The 22,986-nt window shown below is 43.2% G+C and carries 21 protein-coding genes; 4 read left to right on the forward strand and 17 right to left on the reverse strand.

Annotation, left to right across the window (positions count from 1 at the left end; genetic code table 11):
* Positions 1-71: 71 nt before the first annotated feature.
* A complete protein-coding gene (gene aroF / locus ACYQ0H_RS04870; protein ID WP_459811718.1) occupies positions 72-1,091 on the forward strand; it encodes a 3-deoxy-7-phosphoheptulonate synthase in 1,020 nt (339 codons plus the stop codon).
* An 87-nt stretch (positions 1,092-1,178) separates the two neighbouring features.
* Here the strand turns inward: aroF and ACYQ0H_RS04875 are convergent, their stop codons facing one another.
* The 16 genes from ACYQ0H_RS04875 to ACYQ0H_RS04950 all read right to left on the reverse strand — a co-directional run bounded on the left by ACYQ0H_RS04875 (position 1,179) and on the right by ACYQ0H_RS04950 (position 17,241).
* Positions 1,179-1,859, reverse strand: coding sequence for a hypothetical protein (locus ACYQ0H_RS04875; RefSeq protein ID WP_459811719.1), 681 nt, complete (start codon positions 1,857-1,859; stop codon positions 1,179-1,181).
* 17 nt (positions 1,860-1,876) lie between these two features.
* Positions 1,877-2,140 (reverse strand): DUF4321 domain-containing protein, encoded by a 264-nt coding sequence (locus ACYQ0H_RS04880; RefSeq protein ID WP_459811720.1) that lies wholly within the window; start codon positions 2,138-2,140, stop codon positions 1,877-1,879.
* Positions 2,141-2,242: 102 nt separating this feature from the next.
* Positions 2,243-2,779 carry a S1 RNA-binding domain-containing protein gene (locus ACYQ0H_RS04885; RefSeq protein ID WP_459811721.1) on the reverse strand — a complete coding sequence of 179 codons (537 nt, stop codon included), beginning with the start codon at positions 2,777-2,779 and terminating at the stop codon, positions 2,243-2,245.
* Positions 2,780-2,930: 151 nt separating this feature from the next.
* Positions 2,931-3,260 carry an FtsB family cell division protein gene (locus ACYQ0H_RS04890; protein ID WP_459811722.1) on the reverse strand — a complete coding sequence of 110 codons (330 nt, stop codon included), beginning with the start codon at positions 3,258-3,260 and terminating at the stop codon, positions 2,931-2,933.
* A 75-nt stretch (positions 3,261-3,335) separates the two neighbouring features.
* A complete protein-coding gene (gene yabQ / locus ACYQ0H_RS04895; protein WP_459811723.1) occupies positions 3,336-3,785 on the reverse strand; it encodes a spore cortex biosynthesis protein YabQ in 450 nt (149 codons plus the stop codon).
* Positions 3,786-3,795: 10 nt separating this feature from the next.
* Positions 3,796-4,068: a sporulation protein YabP gene (yabP, locus tag ACYQ0H_RS04900; RefSeq protein ID WP_459811724.1), complete on the reverse strand. Its 273-nt coding sequence runs from the start codon at positions 4,066-4,068 to the stop codon at positions 3,796-3,798.
* A gap of 144 nt (positions 4,069-4,212) precedes the next feature.
* Complete coding sequence (clpB, locus tag ACYQ0H_RS04905; RefSeq protein ID WP_459811725.1) at positions 4,213-6,807, reverse strand: ATP-dependent chaperone ClpB; 2,595 nt, start codon at positions 6,805-6,807, stop codon at positions 4,213-4,215.
* A 30-nt stretch (positions 6,808-6,837) separates the two neighbouring features.
* Entirely contained in the window at positions 6,838-7,494 is a 657-nt protein-coding gene (locus tag ACYQ0H_RS04910) for a ribbon-helix-helix domain-containing protein (protein ID WP_459811726.1), read from the reverse strand.
* Positions 7,495-7,703: 209 nt separating this feature from the next.
* Positions 7,704-8,123: a hypothetical protein gene (locus ACYQ0H_RS04915; RefSeq protein WP_459811727.1), complete on the reverse strand. Its 420-nt coding sequence runs from the start codon at positions 8,121-8,123 to the stop codon at positions 7,704-7,706.
* A gap of 95 nt (positions 8,124-8,218) precedes the next feature.
* Positions 8,219-9,508 (reverse strand): hypothetical protein, encoded by a 1,290-nt coding sequence (locus ACYQ0H_RS04920; protein WP_459811728.1) that lies wholly within the window; start codon positions 9,506-9,508, stop codon positions 8,219-8,221.
* Between the two features lie 258 nt (positions 9,509-9,766).
* Positions 9,767-10,702, reverse strand: coding sequence for a peptidylprolyl isomerase (locus ACYQ0H_RS04925; RefSeq protein WP_459811729.1), 936 nt, complete (start codon positions 10,700-10,702; stop codon positions 9,767-9,769).
* 35 nt (positions 10,703-10,737) lie between these two features.
* Positions 10,738-12,147 (reverse strand): cysteine--tRNA ligase, encoded by a 1,410-nt coding sequence (gene cysS, locus ACYQ0H_RS04930; RefSeq protein ID WP_459811730.1) that lies wholly within the window; start codon positions 12,145-12,147, stop codon positions 10,738-10,740.
* A 68-nt stretch (positions 12,148-12,215) separates the two neighbouring features.
* Positions 12,216-12,890 (reverse strand): serine O-acetyltransferase EpsC, encoded by a 675-nt coding sequence (epsC, locus tag ACYQ0H_RS04935; protein ID WP_459811731.1) that lies wholly within the window; start codon positions 12,888-12,890, stop codon positions 12,216-12,218.
* 555 nt (positions 12,891-13,445) lie between these two features.
* A complete protein-coding gene (pgsA, locus tag ACYQ0H_RS04940) occupies positions 13,446-13,997 on the reverse strand; it encodes a CDP-diacylglycerol--glycerol-3-phosphate 3-phosphatidyltransferase (protein WP_459811732.1) in 552 nt (183 codons plus the stop codon).
* A gap of 108 nt (positions 13,998-14,105) precedes the next feature.
* Positions 14,106-15,434 (reverse strand): 30S ribosomal protein S12 methylthiotransferase RimO, encoded by a 1,329-nt coding sequence (gene rimO / locus ACYQ0H_RS04945; RefSeq protein WP_459811733.1) that lies wholly within the window; start codon positions 15,432-15,434, stop codon positions 14,106-14,108.
* Between the two features lie 268 nt (positions 15,435-15,702).
* Positions 15,703-17,241, reverse strand: coding sequence for a CotH kinase family protein (locus ACYQ0H_RS04950; protein ID WP_459811734.1), 1,539 nt, complete (start codon positions 17,239-17,241; stop codon positions 15,703-15,705).
* Positions 17,242-17,642: 401 nt separating this feature from the next.
* Here ACYQ0H_RS04950 and ACYQ0H_RS04955 point away from each other — a divergent pair, with 401 nt between their 5' ends.
* The 3 genes from ACYQ0H_RS04955 to ACYQ0H_RS04965 are packed head-to-tail and all read left to right on the forward strand — an operon-like array spanning position 17,643 to position 21,023.
* Positions 17,643-19,577, forward strand: coding sequence for a CotH kinase family protein (locus ACYQ0H_RS04955; RefSeq protein ID WP_459811735.1), 1,935 nt, complete (start codon positions 17,643-17,645; stop codon positions 19,575-19,577).
* A gap of 59 nt (positions 19,578-19,636) precedes the next feature.
* Complete coding sequence (locus ACYQ0H_RS04960) at positions 19,637-20,356, forward strand: polyphosphate polymerase domain-containing protein (protein ID WP_459811736.1); 720 nt, start codon at positions 19,637-19,639, stop codon at positions 20,354-20,356.
* A complete protein-coding gene (locus tag ACYQ0H_RS04965; protein ID WP_459811737.1) occupies positions 20,349-21,023 on the forward strand; it encodes a DUF4956 domain-containing protein in 675 nt (224 codons plus the stop codon). The genes ACYQ0H_RS04960 and ACYQ0H_RS04965 overlap by 8 nt, the downstream gene beginning before the upstream one ends.
* A 269-nt stretch (positions 21,024-21,292) precedes the next feature.
* Here ACYQ0H_RS04965 and ACYQ0H_RS04970 read toward each other — a convergent pair whose 3' ends face one another.
* A complete protein-coding gene (locus tag ACYQ0H_RS04970) occupies positions 21,293-22,984 on the reverse strand; it encodes a sensor histidine kinase (RefSeq protein WP_459811738.1) in 1,692 nt (563 codons plus the stop codon).
* Positions 22,985-22,986 lie beyond the last annotated feature (2 nt).

Genomic DNA, 22,986 nt, shown 5'->3' on the forward strand with positions numbered 1-22,986 from the left:
CTGTATACTTTAATACATAAAAGCACAAAAAGATAAAAGCTTTAAATCACAACATCAAGGAGTTAAATACAATGATAGTTATTTTAAATTCAACAGCAACGAAAAACAACGTTCAGGAGCTTGTTGCTGAGCTTCATTCAAAGGGTCTTAAAACAAATCTCAGTGAGGGTTCTCATACGACGATCGTCGGTATTATCGGAGATACTACCAAAATTGATATTGATACTCTGAAGGGTTCATCATTTGTTGAGGACGTTAAACGTGTTTCTGAGCCGTATAAAGCGGCTAACCGCAAAATGCACCCTGAGGATTCAATGATAAAAGTAACGGATAACGTTACGATAGGCGAGGGTACTTTCAATGTAATTGCAGGTCCCTGCTCCGTTGAAACCGAGGAACAGATAATAGAGGTTGCAAAAGACGTAAAAGCAAGCGGCGCTACGCTTCTGAGAGGCGGCGCATTTAAGCCGAGAACCTCCCCCTATTCATTTCAAGGACTTGAGGGCGAAGGCCTGAAGCTGCTGCTTGAAGCAAAGAAGGAGACCGGACTTCCTATCGTAACCGAAATAATGAATCTTGTTCACCTGGATATGTTCAGCGACGTAGATGTTATCCAGGTCGGCGCAAGAAATATGCAGAACTTCGATCTGCTTAAGGTCCTTGGAAAGTGCAGAAAGCCTATTCTCCTGAAACGCGGACTTTCCAGCACTATCGAGGAATGGCTGATGAGTGCCGAATATATTATGGCAGGCGGAAACCCAAACGTAATTCTATGTGAAAGAGGAATAAGAACCTTTGAAAACTCAACCAGGAATACGCTTGATATTTCCGCAGTACCTATGCTTAAAAAGCTTACGCATCTGCCGATTATAATAGACCCGAGCCATGCCACAGGTCTTTCATGGATGGTAGCGCCTCTTGCCAAAACTGCAGTTGCTGCCGGCGCCGACGGTCTTATGGTAGAAGTGCATAACAACCCCGCTAAAGCTCTCTGCGACGGAGCGCAATCCCTTGACCCGAAGCAGTTTGATGAATTAATGAAGGATATAAAGCGCAGAACAGCCTTTGAGGGAAAAGCTTTAGGTAAATAAAACTTATTTGCAAAATAATAAAAATGCGAACTCAGACCGCTGCCTGTGTTCGCATTTTTACTTCTGAATACCAATAAACTGTACCTTTTATTTATCCTTATACTTCTCTACAGTATTTTCAACCTTATCCACACTGTTTTTTTCGGTAATTTCCACCTTATATGAATAGCGTTTACTTTCACCGTTCTCCTTAACTTCAGTGGTCTCAATAAAATACAGTAGCTCTTCGCCTCTGAAAAAATATTCAGCCGAAAAACCCGTAACCTCTCCGCTTTCAGCGTCAGCTCCTATTTTTTCTGCGTCGTAGATATGAACGATATGGGTTACTCCGTTCTCTTCCGTTACCTCTGCGCTTGTTACTGCCGCCGGAGCAAAAAGTATCAGACCCTCGTCAGCCTGGGGGTGAGTAGCATCTCGGGTATACAGATTAAAATTCTTATCGCCTTTTTGAACATGGCTGTACTCTCCGTTCTCATAGGAAAAACTCTCTGCTCCGTTATTGAACTGGGCGTACTCTGAGTTTTCGCTTTTTCCCTCGTAAGAATACATCAGTATGTCCTTTTCATCGTATTTAAACGTAAAAGTCTGTTCGATCTCTTCGGTTTCGGTATTTGTCATTATTACCTTTGCGCTGTCAAGAGCCTTATATTCTTCCCTTGCCTTTTTTATCAGCTCGTCACCGTCTACGCTGGGATTTAACGAACATGAAGTTAATATCAATGCGCTTAACGCTGCCGCAGCAGCTATCCTTAATACAGTAAATTTCATTTTTCTCTCCGGCCGCCTTATAATCCCTTGCAGGTCTTTGCGTATACGATAAGTGCCGCAGGGATAGTAAATATCTGAGAGATCGTAGCGTTTATAACAAGTCCGAGATTGAACTTGATAACGTAAAGATCGACCGCAAAGCTTTCAAGTCCTACTCTCTTGCCCCACGCAAGCCATCCTACATAGGCTTTTCCCTCACATACATACGCAATAAACGCTCCCAGTATAATCCCCGCAAGCATAAAAAATATAAAGGCAAAGGTCTTTTTGAAATTCTTCATTTTTATATTCTCCGTAACCGGCCTGTCCGGCCTTTATTTAAATTGAAAACAGGCGAACCAAGTCCGCCTGAATTTTTCATACTCAAAGGACCTCAAAGAAAACTACTTTCTCCTTGAAGTACCTCTTCTTTTATTATCCATAACGTGCTTCAGATCGGAAAAACGTTCCTCGCTTACGCTTTTGAATTTACTGAGCATATCTTCAAAATCAGCATTTCCCGAACCCGACCTGGAATCATATACAGGCGGCGGATTTTTTGAGAAATCCTGCGGCTCTTTATCAAAGCTCTTTTTTCTCGGCGCATTCTGACTCTGATAGCCGCCGGGTCTGCTCTGAGAATTCTGCCTGTTCTGTCCCCCGCGCTGATTATTGAAACCGCCCTCTCGCGGCTTTCTCGGCGGAGCAGGCAAAGCCTTTTTTATAGACAGACTGATCTTATTATCCTCGCCAAGCGACAGAACCTTTACCTTAACGGTCTGCCCCTCCTGAAGAAAATCCTTGATCTCACTTACAAAGGTGTTCGCCACCTCTGAAATATGAACCATTCCCGTAGTATCCTTATCAAGCTCTACAAAAGCTCCAAACTTTGTGATACCGGTTACCTTACCCTCGTAAATCTTTCCAACCTCAAGCTGCATTTGATTTTGTAATCCTCTCTGAATTTAATATTTTTTACCGCTTTCCGCGGTCTGAAAACTATGATCCAACTCCCCGAATAATACAGCAAGAGACTGATACCATAGGCAGAGCAGCATAATTTATCCTCATTTACCGTATCAGATATGTATGCTATTTTCCCTCTACTACATAAAATCTTCTCTCGTTCGGATAAGCATAACCAAGTCTTTCAATAGCTATGCGTTCCATATATTCAGACTCATCGTCCGCACTGAGAAGCCTTATATATTCATCATTCTGCTGTTCGGCTTCAGTTATTTTAGCTGAAAGCCCTTCGCTCTGCTTTTTCAGCTGGGCGATCTGAGCCTGCTGAGAAATAATATTGAATACCGAATAGATAATCAGACAGAAAACGGCAATAGTGGTAATGATCTTCACCAGACCGGCCCTTTTTCCGCCTTCATCTGCCGCTTCTCTGCTGTGCCTGTTTCTCGACGGCATTTTACCACGCTTCCTTTCTTTAAACTATCCTCACATCTTTTCATACTACTCATAAATATTATACACCATTAAAATCTATACTTTCAAGACCTTTTGTACGTTTTTTTTACTTTTATGAAATTTTGGGTACTTTTTCACAAAAGCCGACTTAATAAATAGTGCAATTTTAGCAATAAATCCTGCCGCAGGAGAGATAAAAATACGCCAGATAAAGCTTGTAACCGCATTTACCGCAGAAACTACTATATTCCCCAGAACTATACGTTCAAGCAGCGCACCTATTGCCATTCCCACAAACGTAAAAAATCTCAGCTGTCCTGTCTGGGCCGCTCCGAAAATAAAATATATAAAGCCGAAAAACAATGCGTATACAAAATCTTCGATAAAAAACATTGCCTTGTTATGCTTGACAGCCGTCCTGAATACTCTCAGGCAGTCGTATACTGCCCCAAGACCTGCTCCGGCTAAACAGGAAAGCAAAAACACCTGAGTTTCAGCCGCAACGCCCAGCTGCATAGGAATCATATAAGCCACCTCACTTGAATATCTTTCCGAAAGCCGACAGCTTTTTCTTTCTGTCCTTATCGCCGTATATAAGTGCGCATATATCGCCCTCTACAGACAGATCTCCGCTTTCGACGCTCATTTCATTAATGTGAAGATCAGTTCCCTTTATCGTCAGTTCTCCCAGCTGAGTGAAAAGCGCTATCTCTGTTTCGTTAAAACTGTCTACGTCCGTTACTCCCGACAATACAAGATGCGAGCGGTTTTCCAGTATAACGTTATGCTTACCCTGAATTTCAGACATATAAATACCTCCCGTTAAATTATTCCGTATTAATTTATATGTCTGAATATATCTGAAAATTCTGGAGAATTTATAAACGTTTTTTCAGATTATAAATATTCGTAAAAACCCCGTCCGCCTCAGGATACAGCGGACGGGGTTTTATCAGCATACGAAGCTGCCGTTTTTGTAATCTACCGTTATAACCGAATCAGGCTCGACCTCGCCTGCAATGATCTTTCTGGCTATAAGCGTTTCGATCTTTCTCTGAATAAATCTTTTCAGCGGTCTTGCACCGTAATTCGGATCAAAGCCCTGCTCAATGACAGCGTTTTTAGCAGCGTCGGTGATCTCAATTCCTACCTGCTTATCGGCAAGGCGCTTTCTCAGCTCGTTTATCATAAGGTCTGCGATCTTCAGTATCTCAGCCTTCTGCAGCGGCTTGTAGTAAATAATCTCGTCCAGACGGTTTAAAAATTCAGGTCTGAACTGGTTTTTCAGCAGCTTATCTACCTGTTCTCTGGCTTCCTCTGAAATCTCGCCGCTGTCTGTAATTCCGTCAAGAATGTAAGGTGAGCCTAGATTAGAGGTAAGAATTATTATCGTATTCTTGAAATCAACGGTTCTTCCCTGGGAATCGGTTATCCTTCCGTCGTCCAGCACCTGAAGCAGAATGTTGAATACGTCCGGATGAGCCTTTTCTATCTCGTCCAGCAGAACTACGGAATAAGGCTTTCTCCTTACGGCTTCTGTAAGCTGTCCTCCCTCCTCGTAGCCAACGTATCCGGGAGGCGCTCCGATAAGACGGCTTACACTGAACTTCTCCATATACTCCGACATATCTATACGGACAATATTTTTCTCATCGTCAAACAGCGACTCTGCCAGCGCTTTTGCAAGCTCAGTCTTTCCAACTCCTGTGGGGCCGAGGAACAGAAACGAACCTATAGGCTGACTGGGATTGGCTATTCCGGCTCTTGAACGCATAATAGCTTCCGTTACCTTTTCTACCGCTTCATTCTGTCCTATTACACGCCTGTGCAGAATATCCTCAAGGCCAAGCAGCTTTTCACGCTCGCCCTCCATAAGCTTTGAAACTGGGATTCCTGTCCAGCGGCAGATTATCTTTGCTATCTCCTCATCGGTTACCTTATCTCTCAGCAAGGTATTGGAGGTATAGCTTTTTTCCGCATTGCGCTCCTCCTCCTCAAGCTGCTTCTGCAATGACGGAAGCCTGCCGTACTTAAGCTCGGCAAGTTTATTCAGATCGTAGCTGCGTTCGGCCTTTTCTATTTCGGCGTTACAGGCCTCAATTTCCTCTCTCAGCTTCTGAACCTTGGAAATTGCGTTCTTTTCGTTCTCCCACTTGGCTTTCATCTCATTAAACTGCTCACGCATTTCCGAAAGCTCCTTTTGAACCTCCTTCAAATGCTCCAATGCAAGCTTGTCGGTTTCCTTTTTAAGCGCCGCTTCCTCAATTTCATGCTGCATTATCTTACGCTGTATCTCATCAAGCTCCGTCGGCATAGAATCCATCTCGGTACGGATAAGCGCACACGCCTCGTCAACCAGGTCTATAGCTTTATCCGGCAGGAACCTGTCGGAAATATACCTGTTTGACAGCGTAGCGGCGGCTATAAGCGCCTGATCCTGAATCTTTACGCCGTGATATACTTCATAACGTTCTTTAAGTCCTCTTAGGATCGAAATAGTATCCTCAACGGTAGGCTCGTCTACAAGCACAGTCTGAAAACGTCTTTCAAGCGCAGCGTCCTTCTCAATATACTGACGGTATTCGTTAAGCGTGGTCGCGCCGATACAGTGCAGTTCACCTCTTGCAAGCAGCGGTTTAAGCAGATTTCCTGCGTCCATTGCTCCGTCTGTCTTTCCCGCTCCGACGATAGTATGAAGCTCGTCGATAAACAGAATTATCTGACCCTCGCTCTTTTTGACCTCCTGCAAAACAGCTTTAAGACGCTCCTCAAACTCTCCCCTGTACTTTGCACCTGCTACAAGCGCTCCCATATCAAGTGAAAATACCTTTCTGTCCTTAAGATTATCGGGAACATCGCCCCTTACAATACGCTGAGCAAGTCCCTCGGCAATAGCGGTCTTTCCTACGCCCGGCTCGCCGATAAGCACAGGGTTGTTCTTTGTCTTCCTAGAAAGTATCCTTATAACGTTTCTTATTTCGTTATCTCTTCCGATAACAGGGTCCAGCTTTCCCTCTCTTGCCATTTCCACAAGCTCCTGCCCGTACTTTTTAAGCACATCGTAGGTTTCCTCGGGATTCTGGCTTGTAACCTGTGCGCTTCCCCTTACCTCTTGAAGCGCCGACAGAAATTTAGATTTAGTAATATTAAATGCTTTGAGTATTTCTCCCACCGCTTTATTGGGAGCTTCCATAATTCCAAGTACGATATGCTCAACGGAAACGTACTCGTCTTTCATTCGTGCCGCCTGCGCCTCCGCTTCTGCAAGAGCCTTGTCAAGCTCGCTTGAAATATAGACCGAACCCTGCTCTCTTCCTCCTACCTGAACCTTCGGAAGAGCATTTACCGCATTTTCAGCAGAGTCTGCAATACTCTGAGGATCAGCTCCCATTTTTAAAAACAGCTGAGGAATAAGCCCGTTTTCCTGCTTCAGCAGTGCAAACAGCAAATGCTCCTGATCGACTGCCTGATTGGAATTTCTTGAAGCAACAGACTGAGCCTCCTGCAATGCCTCAAGCGATTTCTGTGTGAATTTCTGAATGTTCATAAACTTAACCCCCTTATTTCAAATCAAACCTTAAATAACTGCTACGCCTTTACTCAGATAATCCGAATAAAGTCCTCCTATTTTCCTTTCCGCCGTCTGAGGTGAATCGGAATCCTCAAAATATATTTTAACAGCAGAATCTATCATATTGATATATCCGCCTATTGAATCTGCGATCTGAGTATCGGAAAGTCCGCTTCCGGACGGAGCGTAAAACTCCCGTGAAAACGACAGCTCCGAAAACTCCCACGGCACGCCTCCGACAAATATTCGGGAAAGATACTTATCCTCCACCGACTTCCAGAGCTTAAAGAACTCATGAAGCGTCTGTATCAGCCGGCTGCTCTGAGTTCGGAACGAGATCCTGAGCTTTCCGACTGCTCCCTCAAAGGAACGGTAAAGCTCAATGCTGTACTTTATCGTCGGCTTATACTTGTATTTAAGCGGACTCTTTATTGACAGCATAGCGTCCGACGGCTGATCCAACAGCTGAAATCTTCCGTCCATAAGCTTTTCTATCCTTGAAAAAATATCCCTCATTCTCATTTCGGGAGTCAGAAGCGATACCCTTTCCGCCAATATCTGATTTATAAGATTTGACCTGCTTGTATTCATTGAATAAGCAAGCTCGTCTATTGCCTCAACGACGTCGTCCATAAGTACCAGACTGTATACGCTTTTCTTCATTTTTACATCATCTCGTTTCCCTTTACTGCATTATTCTTCTCTCAACTATAGTAATTATTCTGTTGTCCTCTTTTTATTGTTCAGCTTTCTATATACTATTATACCATATTTATATAACTTGTCAAGGCAATTATATAATAAGTCCTGTAAATTATATAGCTGCATAAAAAAGCCGCCCAAATAAAGACGGCTTATGTGCATTATTTACATTATTTTTTCTTGTCAAACCAGACCCTTACGTTAAAATCGGCGGAACAGGCAGGGCATCTTGTAGAATGTCTGCCCTTAACCCTCGGAAGCCTTAAAACCTTTCCGCAGTTCGGACAGCGCTTGAAGCAGTAGGTTTTATTCTGCATTGCTCTGCTTTTACGCTCCGAAAACCAGCTCCTTACACCTGTAAAAAGCTTCTGAAACTTTATATTTTCGCTCATTCTTTTTACCGTATTTCTTGACATTACACGGTAAAACGTAAATACAAATACGGCTATTCCAAGAATATAAAGCAGCCACGAATGAACAAACACATTTATGAGCATAACCGCTATATACAATACAGACAATCCGTAAAACAAATTGTCCGTTCCATATCTTCCGTACATAAACCTCGCTATTTTCTCTCTGAAATTCATCGCTGTTCCCTCGCCCTGATTTCAGGACGCGGCTCCTTTCTGTGGATTTATTCTAATAATTACGGGGCAGTCCTATCCGACTACCCCGTTAAAAACTATCCGTTTAATTCCTTATAATACTCGTTCTGTTTCTCGTAAACCGTTTCCGGAGTATAGCGCTTGATCGCCTTTTCATTTTTGGTAAAGCTTATTGCTTCGACCCAATCGTCAAGCTTTGTCTGGAATTCATCGCCCTTCATTTCCTGAAGAATAGTATCCTTCTTTTCCTCTGTATAATCGGTTCTCTCCGAAACGTCGCCCTTTATTATAATATAATAAGCGCTGTCGTTTTCATACGCCGCCGCTTTCCCCACTTCAAGACCGTTTACTTCAGTAAGCAGCTTTCCGTAATTGCTTTCAAGGTCTTCATCTTCATAAGAACCATAGTTTACCATTGTTTCATTAGGATACGGATCCTTCTCTTCGGAAGAACTGTCCGTTTCAGAAGAATTTCCGCTCTCTGCGGCGCTTTCAGACGAAATATCCGAAGAATCAGCGCTTTCCGCAGATGATGTATCCGAAACCGACGAGGTATCGTCCGAGCTGTCTGAACTGTCAGCAGCGCTGCTATCCGCTGCGGAGCTTTCGGAGCTGTCCGAACTTTCCGTACTGCTGCTGCCGTTCTGAGAAGAAGACTGCTCCTCTTTATATTTATTATACTCGTCTATAACCTGATCGAACTCTTCAAAGGAAAGTCCCTCTGCCTTTTCAAGATATTCGTCTCTCAGAGCAAGATTTTTCTCATTCTCGGTTTTCTTTGTTTCCTCGTCCTCAGAGGTGGATTTGCTTATGGATATAGTTTTATAACGAAGGTAGTTTTCATTTACATAGGTCTGAATCTGATCGGCAGATACCTCTTCTTTTCCGCCCTCGCCGTAGAAGTAATTAAAAAGCTTTTCACGCTTCTTAGTGCAGAGATAAACCTCCTTCAGGGACTCCTTGCTTATACCTTCCTTTTCGTAAAGATCTCCCTGATTATCCCATGAATCGTTGACATTTGAATTGATTTCTTTAAGTTCGTCGGAAGTAAGCTCAAGACCGAACTCTTCAAACTTCTTTGTTATCGCAACATATTCCTTGGTATTTTTGAGAGCCTGCTCGGAAATATATTCCGAAAACGGCTTGCCCTCTATCTCCTGGCTGAAATAATCCTCTGTAACTCCGCCGTTGTAATAAAGCATAGTTATCTGATAGGACATTTCATTCAGCATATAATCAATATAAATTCCCGCGCGTATCTCCTCATTATCAGCCTTTATCGTATAGCTGGTATCGGAACAGCCCGCAGCTGAACAGGCAATAATTGCAGCGGTCAGCAAAGCGGCGGTTTTTTTGAATCCTGCCATATTTATATACATTCCTTTCGCGAATATTCTTGATCCAAAGCGGACGATCCGCCTGTGAGTACACCTTAACTTATATATTATACAACGTTTTTTCAGATAAGTCAAGTATTTCTGCTCAAATAAGAATGACACGATACAAGCGGCTTTGCATTACATATAAGCTTAAACTTCAACGGTGACAGAACCGTGAAAGCTCAAGAATAATCTGATGAAAATCAAATATCCTCCGTATATGAAAAACGGAGGATATTAAAGATCTTATTCCGCAGAACTGTCAGCAGCTTCAGAACTGCTTTGAACAGCCGAGTCGTTTTCACCGTCAGCCGTGCTTTCATCTTTCAGTGGGATATTATAGCCGTTTTCATTTTCTTTTCCATAGGTGGACATATATACCTTAGTGAATTTGATTTCCGCAGCCGGCTGATAATTCTTTCCGCTTTCACTGTCCGGAACGTCCTCGTCAACTATCTTAGAGGAATTTATTTTGTCAAGAACCTCCCAGCCGTCATATACCTGACCGAAAAATGTATACATCTGAATATAATTGGGAACACCGCCGTACTGCTCAAATATCCCGCTTACCCGCTTAAAGCCGTTGGCGTCTTCAGAATCGGAGTTCTCCCTCAGCTCGCCTATATCAACTGCGTCGTTAAGCACGGTAAATACGCTGCCTGCCTTGCTTTTGCTGAATGTCCCCCCCTGTTTTACCAGCGAGCCAAGCGTTCCCTTCAGCGGAAGTACATTCGGCGAAACCTCAAGCTTAAGCATAGTAACATCGGTATTTTCGTCAGCCATTCCGTCCTTGGTTTTGCTGCCGCCTATAAATCCGCCTGTAACTCCGCCGCTTTTAAGCAGAGTACATACATAGGTATCGTTAAAATATCCGTCGTTTACAAGCTTCTCAAAAAACTCGCAGTATTCCGGCGCTTCGTCCTTAAACAACACAGCCTTGAATGTTCCCTCCGTAGTTTCAAAAACAGCTACGGGCGCGTCGTCCGACGGTTCTTTAAGCTGAATAAAGTCAGATTCCGAATAATCTATTGTTTTATTCTTGCCCCCTGCAAAAAACATTATAACGGCAAAGACCACAACAAAAATCACCGCTATCAGCGACAGCTGAAAATAGGTTTTTGTTTTTCTTTTTCTAAATGGGTCGTTCATTGAATTGTTTCCGTTCATTTTAAGTCCTTTCATTTTAACGGTCCTGCTGAAAGCGGAGCGTTCTGATATTACTTTTTGGTTATCCTTGTACCCTGTCTGGTTTCCTCAACAATATAGCCGAGCGATACGATCTTATCCCTGAGTGAATCTGCAAGAGCAAAATCCTTTGCCTTTCTAGCCTGCTTCCTCTGCTCGGCAAGCTTAGCTATCTCCTCCGGAAGTTCCTCAGCGTCTGCGGCTGCAAGCCTTTGTGCGGCTTCTGTCAGCCCGAGAGAAAGCACCTTGTCAAAATCCTCGATAAGCGCAAGCTTTGTCGCAGCGTCAGCCTCCGATTTAACAACGTCGTATAAGGCGGTAATCGCGTTAGAGGTATTGAGATCGTCGTCCATAGCGGAAACAAAGCCCGCTCTCAACCTTTCAAATTCAGCCTTATCTATATCTCCCTTTTTTTCAGGCATAAGCGCGGCTATCCTGGATATAAGCTTATTGTAGGCGGCCTTCGCGTTATCCAGATTCTCATATGAAAATACCAGCGACTTCCTGTAATGAGAAAGCAGACAGAAAAACCTGTATATCATCGGTGAATAGCCTTTCGATTCCAGAAGCGAAACCGTAAGAAATTCTCCCTTTGATTTTGACATTTTTCCGCTGTTTGTATTCAGGTGGTGTACATGAAACCAGTAATTGCACCACTTATGACCCGTATAAGCCTCAGACTGTGCTATTTCGTTAGTATGGTGAGGAAAAGCGTTGTCAATTCCTCCGCAGTGAATATCGAGATACTCTCCAAGATGTTTCATTGAAATACAAGAACATTCTATATGCCAACCCGGGTAGCCGACTCCCCAAGGCGAATCCCATTTCAGCTCCTGATCGTCAAACTTGGATTTTGTGAACCAGAGGACAAAATCAGCTTTACTGCGCTTATTTGAATCCTCCTCAACTCCTTCTCTTACGCCTACTGCCAGATCCTCTTCTTTAAAATCGCTGAAAACATAGTATTTTTCAAGCTTAGAGGTATCAAAATAAATATTTCCTCCCGCCTCGTAAGCATAGCCCTTTTCAATAAGGCTCTCGATTACTTTGATAAACTCTCCGATACAGTCGGTCGCAGGCTCTATTACGTCGGGAGTTTTTATATTCAGCTTTTTACAGTCCTCAAAGAAAGCGTCCGTATAAAACTTTGCTATTTCCATTACGGTTTTATGCTCGCGCTTTGCACCCTTGAGCATTTTATCATCGCCCGTATCTCCGTCCGAGGTAAGATGGCCGACGTCGGTAATATTCATAACCCGCTTTACGTCCAGACCCGAATAGCGGAAATACTTTTCAAGCACGTCCTCCATTATATAGCTGCGGAGATTTCCGATATGAGCATAATGATAAACCGTTGGACCGCAGGTATACATTGCGACTTTTCCCGGCTCATTAGGCACAAATTCCTCGATACTGTGTGTGAGAGTATTATAGATATTCATATTTTACCTCTTTCCTTATAGCTTTCCGTTTTTATATTCAGCAAATTATTTCGTTCAATTTAATTAATTCAGCTTTCTTTATCTAATTCCCCTACCCTTTTCTCAAGCTTTTCAAGCCTTATCCTGTAAGCGCAAAGCTCGGTCGCAACAGGGTCGGGTATGTGTATCTGGTCGAGATCCTGACAGCCAGCTCCCGTTTTCTTTCCGTTGCGCCTTACTATCCTTGCCGGAACTCCTACCGCAGTACAGTTTGGAGGAACTTCCTCAAGCACAACCGCGTTAGCCGCAATCTTTGCTCCGTCGCCGACCTTAAACGGGCCGAGTATCTTTGCCCCCGAACCTACCATTACGTTGTTTCCCAGCGTAGGGTGTCTTTTGCCGTGATCCTTGCCTGTTCCTCCAAGCGTTACTCCCTGATACAGCAGACAATTATCTCCTATCTCAGCCGTTTCTCCTATAACTACTCCACTTCCGTGGTCGATAAGAAGTCCTTTTCCTATTTTTGCGCCCGGGTGGATCTCGATCCCTGTCAGAAATCTTGCAAGCTGTGAAACGATCCTCGCAAGTGTTCCGTGCTTTCGTATATAAAGCTGATGGGCGGCTCTGTACATTATAACCGCATGAAGTCCCGAATATGTCAGAATGATCTCCAGCGAGCTGTGAGCCGCCGGATCGCGGTCCTTAACTGACTGAATATCCGTCTTTATATTATCAATAAACGACACGATCATCTCTCCTTTCATATTTTAGTTCTCTAAAAGTTTATTATCTGATTACAAGCTTATCGGAATAAGCTTTAAAAACGGCATTGAAAAACATCTCTGCCGTACTGCCGCCGCCGCACAGGCTTAAAGAATACATAATTACAGTGCTTGTCTGCCGCAGCGGTATGCTTTAATATAAAATTTCTCTTATATGGATCATCCGGAGGAGGTATATTCCCGAATTGCATTACGAAAACCTCCAGACTGAGCTATATATCAACAAGGACTGCCTCCGAACCATGCCTTAGCACAGTTCCAGGAGGCAGCCCTGAGCTGCGGTTCCACTCCGATTTTTTCCGAACACATAAAAGCATTCGGACTTGAAATCTTTAACGCAGAATATACGGGGCGCGATACTGAGGCTTTTGACCTGTTCCCGAAAATAAATACGCCCTGCTGGCAGCCGCACTTCGCAAAGTGTGCCATGAAGCCTTTCACCCGCCGGCTTCTCTCTGCAATGACAACCGCAATGCTACTCTTGCTGTTACGCATTTGATACTCTTCTATTGTATGAAATATATTTATTAGGTGTTACTACTTGCTTGAATCTATATACGACCAGTAGCCTTTAAGATAGATCCCGCCTGAAATAACGGTCAGCACGGCGGATATCCATATAAGTATCTCATTGATAATAAATATATCCTTATCAAATCCGCTGTATCCTACCAAAAACATGACTGCAATAAGAGCAAACATTGTAAAGGCGGTTTTGAGCTTTCCCCATATTCCGGCGGCAACTACAACGCCTTCGTTTGCAACAACCAGCCTGAGTCCCGATACCATAAATTCTCTTGCCAGAATAATCACGACGGCTGCCGGGTCGATCCAGTCAAGATATGTAAAGCAGCACAGCGCCGACATTACCAGCATTTTGTCAGCAAGAGGATCGAGAAATTTTCCGAAGGTAGTAACCAGATTATGCTTTCTTGCCAGCTTACCGTCAAACCAGTCGGTAATTGAAGCAAGCGCAAAAACCCCAAGCGCAATATATATATTATACGGAATAGAGTCTATAAGCAGCGCCGCCATAAAAAGCGGTATAAGACAAACCCTGAGTACTGTAAGCTTGTTTGGTAAATTCATCTGTCCAATCTTTCCTTTCTATCCTCCGAAGCCTGCCGGCGGATAACAACGACGCTCAGACGCGCGCCGGAAAACAAATTTAATAAAAGCTGTAAATATCAACTGAACTTATATTCTTGTGCCGATAAGATCGTAATCCAGCGTATCGTCAATATGAACGCTGACATAATCGCCCTCACGAAGCTTTGTATCGCTGATAAAGAAGATCTTTCCGTCTATTTCGGGCGCATCGGCAGCGCTTCTGCCGTACCAGCATTCCGCATAACGGTCAAAGCCCTCAGTAACTACCTCTATAGTTTTGTCCAAAGCCTTTTCATTGAGAGAATCAGAAATAAACATCTGCTCCTCCATTATAAGCTCTGCCCGTCTTTCACGTATCTTCAGCGGGATCTGATCCTCCATACCGGCAGCCGGAGTTCCCTCCTCTGCGGAATATGCAAAACAGCCGAGCCTGTCAAAACGCATCTCTCTGACAAATTCGCACAGCTCCTCAAACTGCTCGTCGGTTTCCCCCGGAAATCCTGCGATCAAAGTTGTTCTTAGCGTAATACCAGGTATTCTTCTGCGTATTTTCTGAATAAGCGCCGTAAGCGTTTCCCTGTCGCCGTGACGGTTCATTCTTTTGAGTACCTCTTTATTGCAGTGCTGGATCGGAATATCAAGATACTTTACAAGCTTTTCCTCTTGGGCTATTGCGTCCAGCAGCTCATCGGTAATTCTTTCGGGATAAGCGTAAAGAGTTCTTATCCACTTCAAGCCGTCTATCCTGCAAAGCTCCCTTAAAAGCTTAGCAAGCGACGGTTCACCGTATATATCCTCCCCATAACGGGTCGTATCCTGAGCTACGACTACAAGCTCTGTAACTCCGTTTTCCGCAAGCCACTTCGCCTCGGAGATAATATCTTCAAGCTTCCTGCTTCTGAAGCGTCCTCTTATAGACGGTATAGCACAGTAAGTACAGCAGTTATCGCAGCCCTCGGCTATTTTGATATAAGCGTAAAACGGCTGAGTCGAGATAATCCTGCCGCCCTCAAGGCAAAGACCGCATTTATCTCCGAAATCGGTTATGCTCTCCTGCCTTTCCAGAACCTCCCTGATAATACTGCAAAGCTTATCGTTAGAGCCTATACCGATAACGGCGTCAAGCTCCGGTATCTCATTTAGAACCTCTTCACGGTATCTTTCCGCAAGACAGCCGGTGCATATTACCGCCTTTATCCTGCCCTCCTGCTTCAATGTACAGAACTCGAGAATAGTGTCAATAGCTTCCTGCTTTGCAGATTCGATAAAACCGCAGGTATTGACGATAACCACATCGGAAAGAGCGGCGTCCTGAACGATCTCAAAGCCTTCGCTGCGGAGGCTGTAAAGCATATGCTCGGCGTCAACCTGATTTTTCGGACATCCAAGGGATACCATTCCAACTCGTACAGACATTAAAACAATCTCCAATCAAACCTTAAAACGTTACCGCCGCTGATCTCCGGCGTTTCCTTCAGAATAATCTATTATATTATCGCACTTTTGATAACAAATGTCAAGTGTTTTATGTCGTTTCACAAGGAAGTCGATTCTGATTTTTGTTTGAACAGGTATACCTGGTAACTATTTTGTCGGACAAATTAGTTTGAGCTGTTGTTTTCCGGCTACACGTTAAGGAAAAGACAGAAAAATTATATTTTTATTACAGCAAAAAAATTTACTGTCAAGTTCTGCGATCCAGCCACTGCTCGTCGAGCCAATCTATACGGGAAAGTATCCAATTTATCAGCTCATATGAGCAGTCTGTCGCCCATTCGTCCGTTTTGTTAAGATCGGACTTGTACTTTTCCAGTATTTGCGTTTCCTCTGAAATACAGTTTTTAAGCACATCGGAGTTCTTCATTTCAGTCCATTTCTCCCTGACCGAGTTCAGAAACCAATCCTGCTTTATAAGCAGGATAAACCACGGATTTGAACGGTCTCCGTACTTGTCGGCAAAGCTCTGGTCACAGAACCCTCCCGCATAGTATTTTCCGTCAGGGGAATCGCTGTACGCCCAATTGAAATCCCACGGCGACGTAAAGGTAAGCTTAGGACACCTGCTTTTTTCAGAAAAATCCACGCAGAAATAAAAGCTTCCTTCTCCGCAGTCGTAATCGTGGACTATTTCATATAGTATATACATATCAACAGCAGATCCGATATCCATAACTGCCCGAACTGTTTCCTCCGCACTTTCATACTGCGACTCGGTCAGGTCGAAGTTTTCATCAAATGTCAGGTAATTTCCGTTCTCGCAGGCTTCGTAAACTATTCTGAAAAGATTATCGGCGTATTTGTCTATAAAATCTATCTGATCCTGAGAGTACAGATCGTTCTTGACCGAATATTCGGCGGGAACGAACTGCCTTGTTTCACCGTTTATATCAGTTACGGCAGCCCCGCAGTAATCCATCGTTATATAGTAATTATCTGTATCGGAAGCTGCATAATTATCCATTTCAAGATAATATCCTATATCTGTCCCCGTATATCCCTCCTCCGGCTCGGTTACGTCAACGCGGTTTTTATTGATCTGACACTGCTCGCAAAGCAGATATATACCCTGAAACTCCTCGTTTACATATAAATGCACAAGCTGTGAATCCGAACAGAAATACTTTCCGTCCATGATCGCCCTGCCCATTCTGAATGCTATATCGTTTCTTATAAGATCCCAGTCGGATTTAAGCAGCACCCAGCTCCTGAATTCAGCTCCGCCGTTAAGTCCCAGCATATTTGTTTTTGTATCGAACCTTATTCTATAGGGAACGGTATTATTAAGAATCTGGTTTACATCACCGTAGTATGCGCTGGAATTTCCTCTTACCCTTATCCCCGCCGAAGCCTCGTCTATAGTCAGCTTATCTTCACAATTGAAAACATCGACAACGCAGGGAATATACTCCTCAAGAGATACTATCTCCTCCGAATCCCTTGTAGTAACGCTTATTATCGGGATCTTACAGTTTTCCGAAACCTTTTTATTAAAGTCCTGCTTAATAGTTTTATCTATTCCGAATTCCCCGTAGCTTGCCGGTATCTCGTTTACAGGCTGCTTTGAAGTAACCGGAAGAGTAACTGCGGGTTCAGCGGCAGTCGTTACAGCTGCCGATTTTTCCTGATTCGGTACTGACGAGCCGTCAGAGCTTTTTGCACAGCCCGAAAACACAAATACTCCGGCGCATAAGACGCATATCAGCGAAATAAATTTTCTTTTCATCAGTAAGCACTCCTCAACTAATTTATGACCGTTTATCAGCTGTGAATATTATAACTCGGCTTACACCGTTTGTCAATTGAATAAACATATTATAAAATAAATTCCTCAATAGTCACATTTATTTATGGCTTGATTTGTAAAAAGTGCTGATTCGCCATAAAAAGGCATTATTATGTATAAACATAAAATTTTTATTCCAAAGGCGCAATTTTGTACGATCCAATTAAAAACTCGTATAAATCTATTATAAATAATATTATATGCTAAATTAGAAGTATTATCTGTTATTCATTTTTTCTTGTTAATAAGCTATAATTATTTAGCGTAAAGAGGTTATTATTTTATTAACCTTGCATAAATTGTAAAAAATCAGCTTATAAACGAAAGGAATGAAATATATTATGGATCTAAGAAAACCGCTGTATATACTGACTGCCGCAGTATTGCTTGCAGGTTGCAGCAGCACTGACAAAGGCTCGTCTGCGGTTCAGACGGACAGCTCTGAAAGTGTAATCGTTTCCGAGGACGGAACTGAAATCAAGCTCAACGACAGCGAGGTCACTTTTTCATCTCAAAGCGGAATTTATCCGGAGACCTTTAAGCTTGAGCTTTCCTGTGAAAACGCAAAGGCTGTTTACTATACTACAGACGGAAGCGATCCCAGAACAAGCGATACCAGAATAAAATATACCGAACCTGTGGAAATAGCAGACCGCAAAAACGATGAAAATACAATTTCCTCCGTTGATCCCCTCCTGTTTACGGGAAGCTATTCAAAGTATCTGTATAAAAAGAAAGCCTTTGAAACTACCGTAACGGCGCCTGAAAACTCGGCTGTGGACAAATGTACGGTAGTAAGAGCCGCCGCCGAAGCTGAGGACGGATCATATTCACAGGCCTTTACAGGCACCTTTTACATAGGTTCAGCCGAGGAGCATATCCAGGGACTCAAGGAAAGCTGCGAGGCTATGGGAACTGAGCTTGCCGTAATAAGCATAAGCATGGATCAAGACGATCTATTTGACAGCGAAAAGGGCATTTATGTAAAGGGAGATATTTTTGACAAAGCCTTTGAGGAATACCTTGAAAGCGGAGAAAAAATAGACGGCGAAACCGCCCGCCGGCTTGACGCCAATTACAAGCAGAAAGGCAGGGACTGGGAACGCAGCTGTCATATAGACTTTTTTGAATTCGGCACAGACAGCGCCGAGCTGACCCTGTCACAGGACTGCGGAATAAGGATACAGGGAAACTATTCACGCTCCGATCTTCAGAAGGGCTTCCGGCTTTTCGCCCGCAGAGATTACGGCGACAATAAGTTCAGGTATCCTGTTTTCGGAGAAGAACTTAAAAGCTCCTCAGGAAAAACTATCGACAGCTTTAAGACGCTTGTACTCCGTGCCGGAGGAAACTGTGCGTTTACCGCGAAATTCAATGATACATACTGGCAGGAGCTTGTAAGCAGTCTGGACTGTACGACTAAAGCCTCGCGTCCGTGCGTAGTTTATCTCAACGGAGAATACTGGGGACTTTATGTTCTTGAAGAAGATTACTCAGACAACTACTTTGAGGATCATTACGGAGTAGTAAAAGAGAACATTGCGGTTTACAAAGGCGACGCAGAAAGTCTTAAACTCGGATATGCCCTTGATGAAGGAACTCTGCCTGAGGGTGAAACTGACGAAAGATACTTTTTTAACGAGCTGAACGACTTTTTCAAAAATCATAAGGATCTGACACAACAGAGCGATTATGAGGAATTTTCCAAGCTTGTTGATATTGAAAGCGCAAGAGATTATTTCCTGGCTGAAATATGGATAAACAATAAGTGGGACTGGCCGGGCAAGAACTGGTCTATGTGGAAAACGACAGAGACCGACTCTTCCAATGAATATGCCGACGGCAGATGGCGGTTTATGTTCTACGATATGGAATTCGGAGGAGTAAGCGGAGAAAGCGACGCTTATGCAAATACCGTTAAAGACGACAATTACAAGCCGCAGGGGCTTCTGGATAAGAGCACTAACAATCCTGCCGTGCTCTGCTACGCTTATCTTATGACAAACGAGGATTTCAGAAACGACTTCAATTCACGGCTTCTGGAAATGTCGGAGGGCGTCTTTGAAAAGGATAACGCAATTAAGCTGCTTGACAGCTATACAGCTGCTTACGAACCGCTTTTCGATCAGTTTTTTGACAGATATCCCGGCTCGGGAAGTACCGATAATGCAGTAAACGGAGGCTACGCTTCTGTTGCCTGCATAAGGGATTTCCTGAACAAGCGTGGAGATAATATCCAAAAGATAACAGATTGGATAAACGAGCAGTATTCGTAAACAAACAGGAATGTTCAGAAAGGAGAAACGCTCTGTAAAAAAGAGCGTGTTATATAAAAATGGCGCAGTACCAAAGCGTTTTTAAGCGCTATGAGCTAAAATACAGGCTGAGGGGCAGTCAGTATGCAGATTTTCTGGAGGCTGTTTCAGCTCTTATGACGTCGGACTGTTACGGAAGAACGACGATCTGCAACATATATTTTGACACTCCCGATTTCAGGCTTATAAGAGCTTCCCTCGAAAAACCGATATACAAGGAAAAATTAAGGCTGCGCACTTACGGAGTGCCAAACGAAGCTTCTCCGTCCTTTGCGGAGCTGAAGAAAAAATACAAGGGGATCGTATATAAGCGAAGAATATCCCTCCCATACCGAGAGGCCTATGGCTGGCTCGTAAACGGAGGACCTCCGCCTGAAGATCAGGTCGCAGAAGAAATACAAAAATTCATTGAATTTTACGGGCGTCTTATTCCTGCGGGCGCGCTCTTTTATGACCGAACCTCATATATAGGAAATGAAGATCCTTCGCTCAGACTTACGATAGACGAAAACGTCAGATGGCGGGCCGAAAATTCAAGTCTTACCGAAGGGGATCATGGAAAAAGCCTCTTCGGAAACAGCGAATACATAATGGAAATAAAAATACCCGATTCAATGCCGCTCTGGCTGTCGCATATTCTGGATAAGCTGAAAATTTATCCGGAATCATGCTCGAAATACGGAACGGCTTATATATCAATGCTAAAAAGTAATACCAAAGGAGTAAATTTAAATGTCTGATTTGTTTTTAAGCATAATAAAGAACGGCCTGACCGCCGGAAGCTTTCTGATATGCACTGCCTTTTCACTTATACTCGGTCTTATTATGGCGTTTGCTTATTCAAGAAAAACGAGGTATACCCAAAGCTTTCTTCTTACGCTGGTCATACTTCCCGCCGCAGTACAGACGGTAATAATGCTTGTTAACGGCAACGTAGGTACTGGTATTGCAGTAGCCGGAGCGTTTACTCTGGTAAGATTCCGTTCCGTTCCCGGCAGCGCAAAGGAGATCTCAGCAATATTCATGGCAATGGCGGCAGGTCTTGCCTGCGGAACGGGCTATGTCGGAATAGCGTCGCTGTTCACTGTAATTATGTGTGCAGTTATGCTGATAACCGCATATACCAAATTCGGTACGCCTAAAGCCGAGGAAAGAAATCTTAAGATCACTATCCCGGAGAGTCTTGACTACAGCAGTATATTCGATGAAATATTTGCCGGATATACAAGCGCACACGAGTTGATAAACGTTAAAACCGCCAACCTCGGCAGTCTTTACAAGCTTGATTATATGATAGTTATGAAGGATCCTTTAAAAGAAAAGGAAATGATCGACAAGATAAGATGTTTAAACGGCAATCTTGAGATCAGCTGCGGAAGACCAGTAAGCAGCGAAGCTTCACTTTAAAAATCAACCGCTTTCTGAAAAAATTCAGAAAGCGGTTTTTTTATTATCGTACTATGTTTCAGATAAAACAGCATTTATCTTTTTGATATATCTGCTATATTGCTTTCCGTTCAATGTGCTATTTTGTACAAAATGTATTTGATCCTACTAATATCGTTTACAGCGATTGATTAATACTTTAAGATATGCAATAATATTTATTTTATGATAAAATGATCCCCTTACCGCTAGACAATATGCTCTGCAATAAGAGGATCTTATTTTATAATTTAAGTCAATGGAATAGCAACGGTTATCTCCGTTCCCTTTCCTAAACTGCTGGTGATAGAGATCTCTCCGTTATGATATGCAACTATATGCTTTACTATTGAAAGTCCAAGACCCGTTCCGCCCGTCTGCTTTGATCGGCTTTTATCAACGCGGTAAAATCTTTCAAATACTCTTTCCCTATCCCTGTCGGCTATTCCTATCCCGTTATCTCTTACGGTAATAACAGCGTTGTCACCTTTTCTTGAAACCTCTACCCATACGGAACCGCCGTCATTATTGTATTTGACCGCATTATCCATAAGATTGAGAAGAAGCTCCGTCATATAGCTCTGATTTCCCTTGATAACTACATTATCACCCTTAACAAATACCGAAACCTTATGATTATACGCTTTATTCTGCAATATCTCCTCAACGTCCTGAGCAGTATGAAGAATATCGACCTCGTCGCTTTCGCTGTTGGCATGCTCCTCAATTTCCGACAGCCTGATAATATCGTTTATAAGATACAGCAGACGCTCGGCTTCCCTATAGATAGTTCCGCCGTATTTCTTAATATCTTCAGAACCGGTAATGATCCCGCCCTCCATCATTTCTCCGAAGCCCTTGATAGTAGTAAGAGGCGTTTTCAGCTCATGAGATACATTTGCTGAGAAATCATGTCTTATCTGTTCGCTCTTTATGCTTTCAGTAACGTCCGCCATAAGAATAATAATTCCGTAATCTCCGTTAAAGGCAGACTTATTTATAAACGTTCTGAAATAACGGTTCTTAACTGTAACTACACCGCTTGCCGAATCGCTTTCATCAAGCTTTTCAAGCAGCTCCATCAGTTCCTTATTGACCGTGAGATGAGTCAGCTTTTCATGTGAATGAGGGTCAAAATGCGGATTAAGAAGCTTAACTGCGCTTCTGTTTACCGAAAGCACTGTATGATCGGAATCCAGCAGTATCATTGCCTCCACCATATTGTCAGTAATAAGAGTTATCTTTTCCTTTTCACGTTTTAGCTTTGCAACGTTTTTGGAGATCCTCTTCATAAGCAGGTCGGCGTTTTTGATTATAGGCTTAAGTTCTTCATAGGGTGTATCCAGACCTCCGAGTCCGTCGCCGTTGATATCAAACTGGGTAACCAGTCTGTTTATAGGCTTTATAAGACTTTCCGACAACTTGATTGAAATGATCGTTGTTACAACAAAAATTCCCCCTGCAGCGCAGATTATTATCGGAATTACTGAAATAAAAATTGAAAGAAGATTGCTTCTTTCCCTCGCAAATCTTAAAACTCCCTCATCGTATTTTACTGCGTAATAATAAACAGTTTTGTCAAGGGTTTCAGAGAATCTTGTCGACTCTCCCATTCCCTCCTCCAGAGCCTGTTTTATCTCTTTACGATCAAGATGATTTTCCATTTCAGCCGGCTCTGCTTGATTATCATATAAAACATCGCCGTAATTATCAACATAAGTCAGTCTTACGTTATAATCCAAAGCATTTTTAAGGCTTGCGTCAAGCTCAGAAAGATCCGCATTTTCCCCGATACTCTGAACAGCTATGTCAGCGGCGGCTTTAAGCTCGTCCTGAGCTGCGCTTTTATAGAAAGAATAGCTTATTCTGCCGATTATCAGCGAAAATAAAGACAGAGAAACCGCAACAACAGCAGTCATGACCCTGAAAATTTTTTTCTGCATTG

This window comes from Hominimerdicola intestinalis (assembly GCF_054655215.1).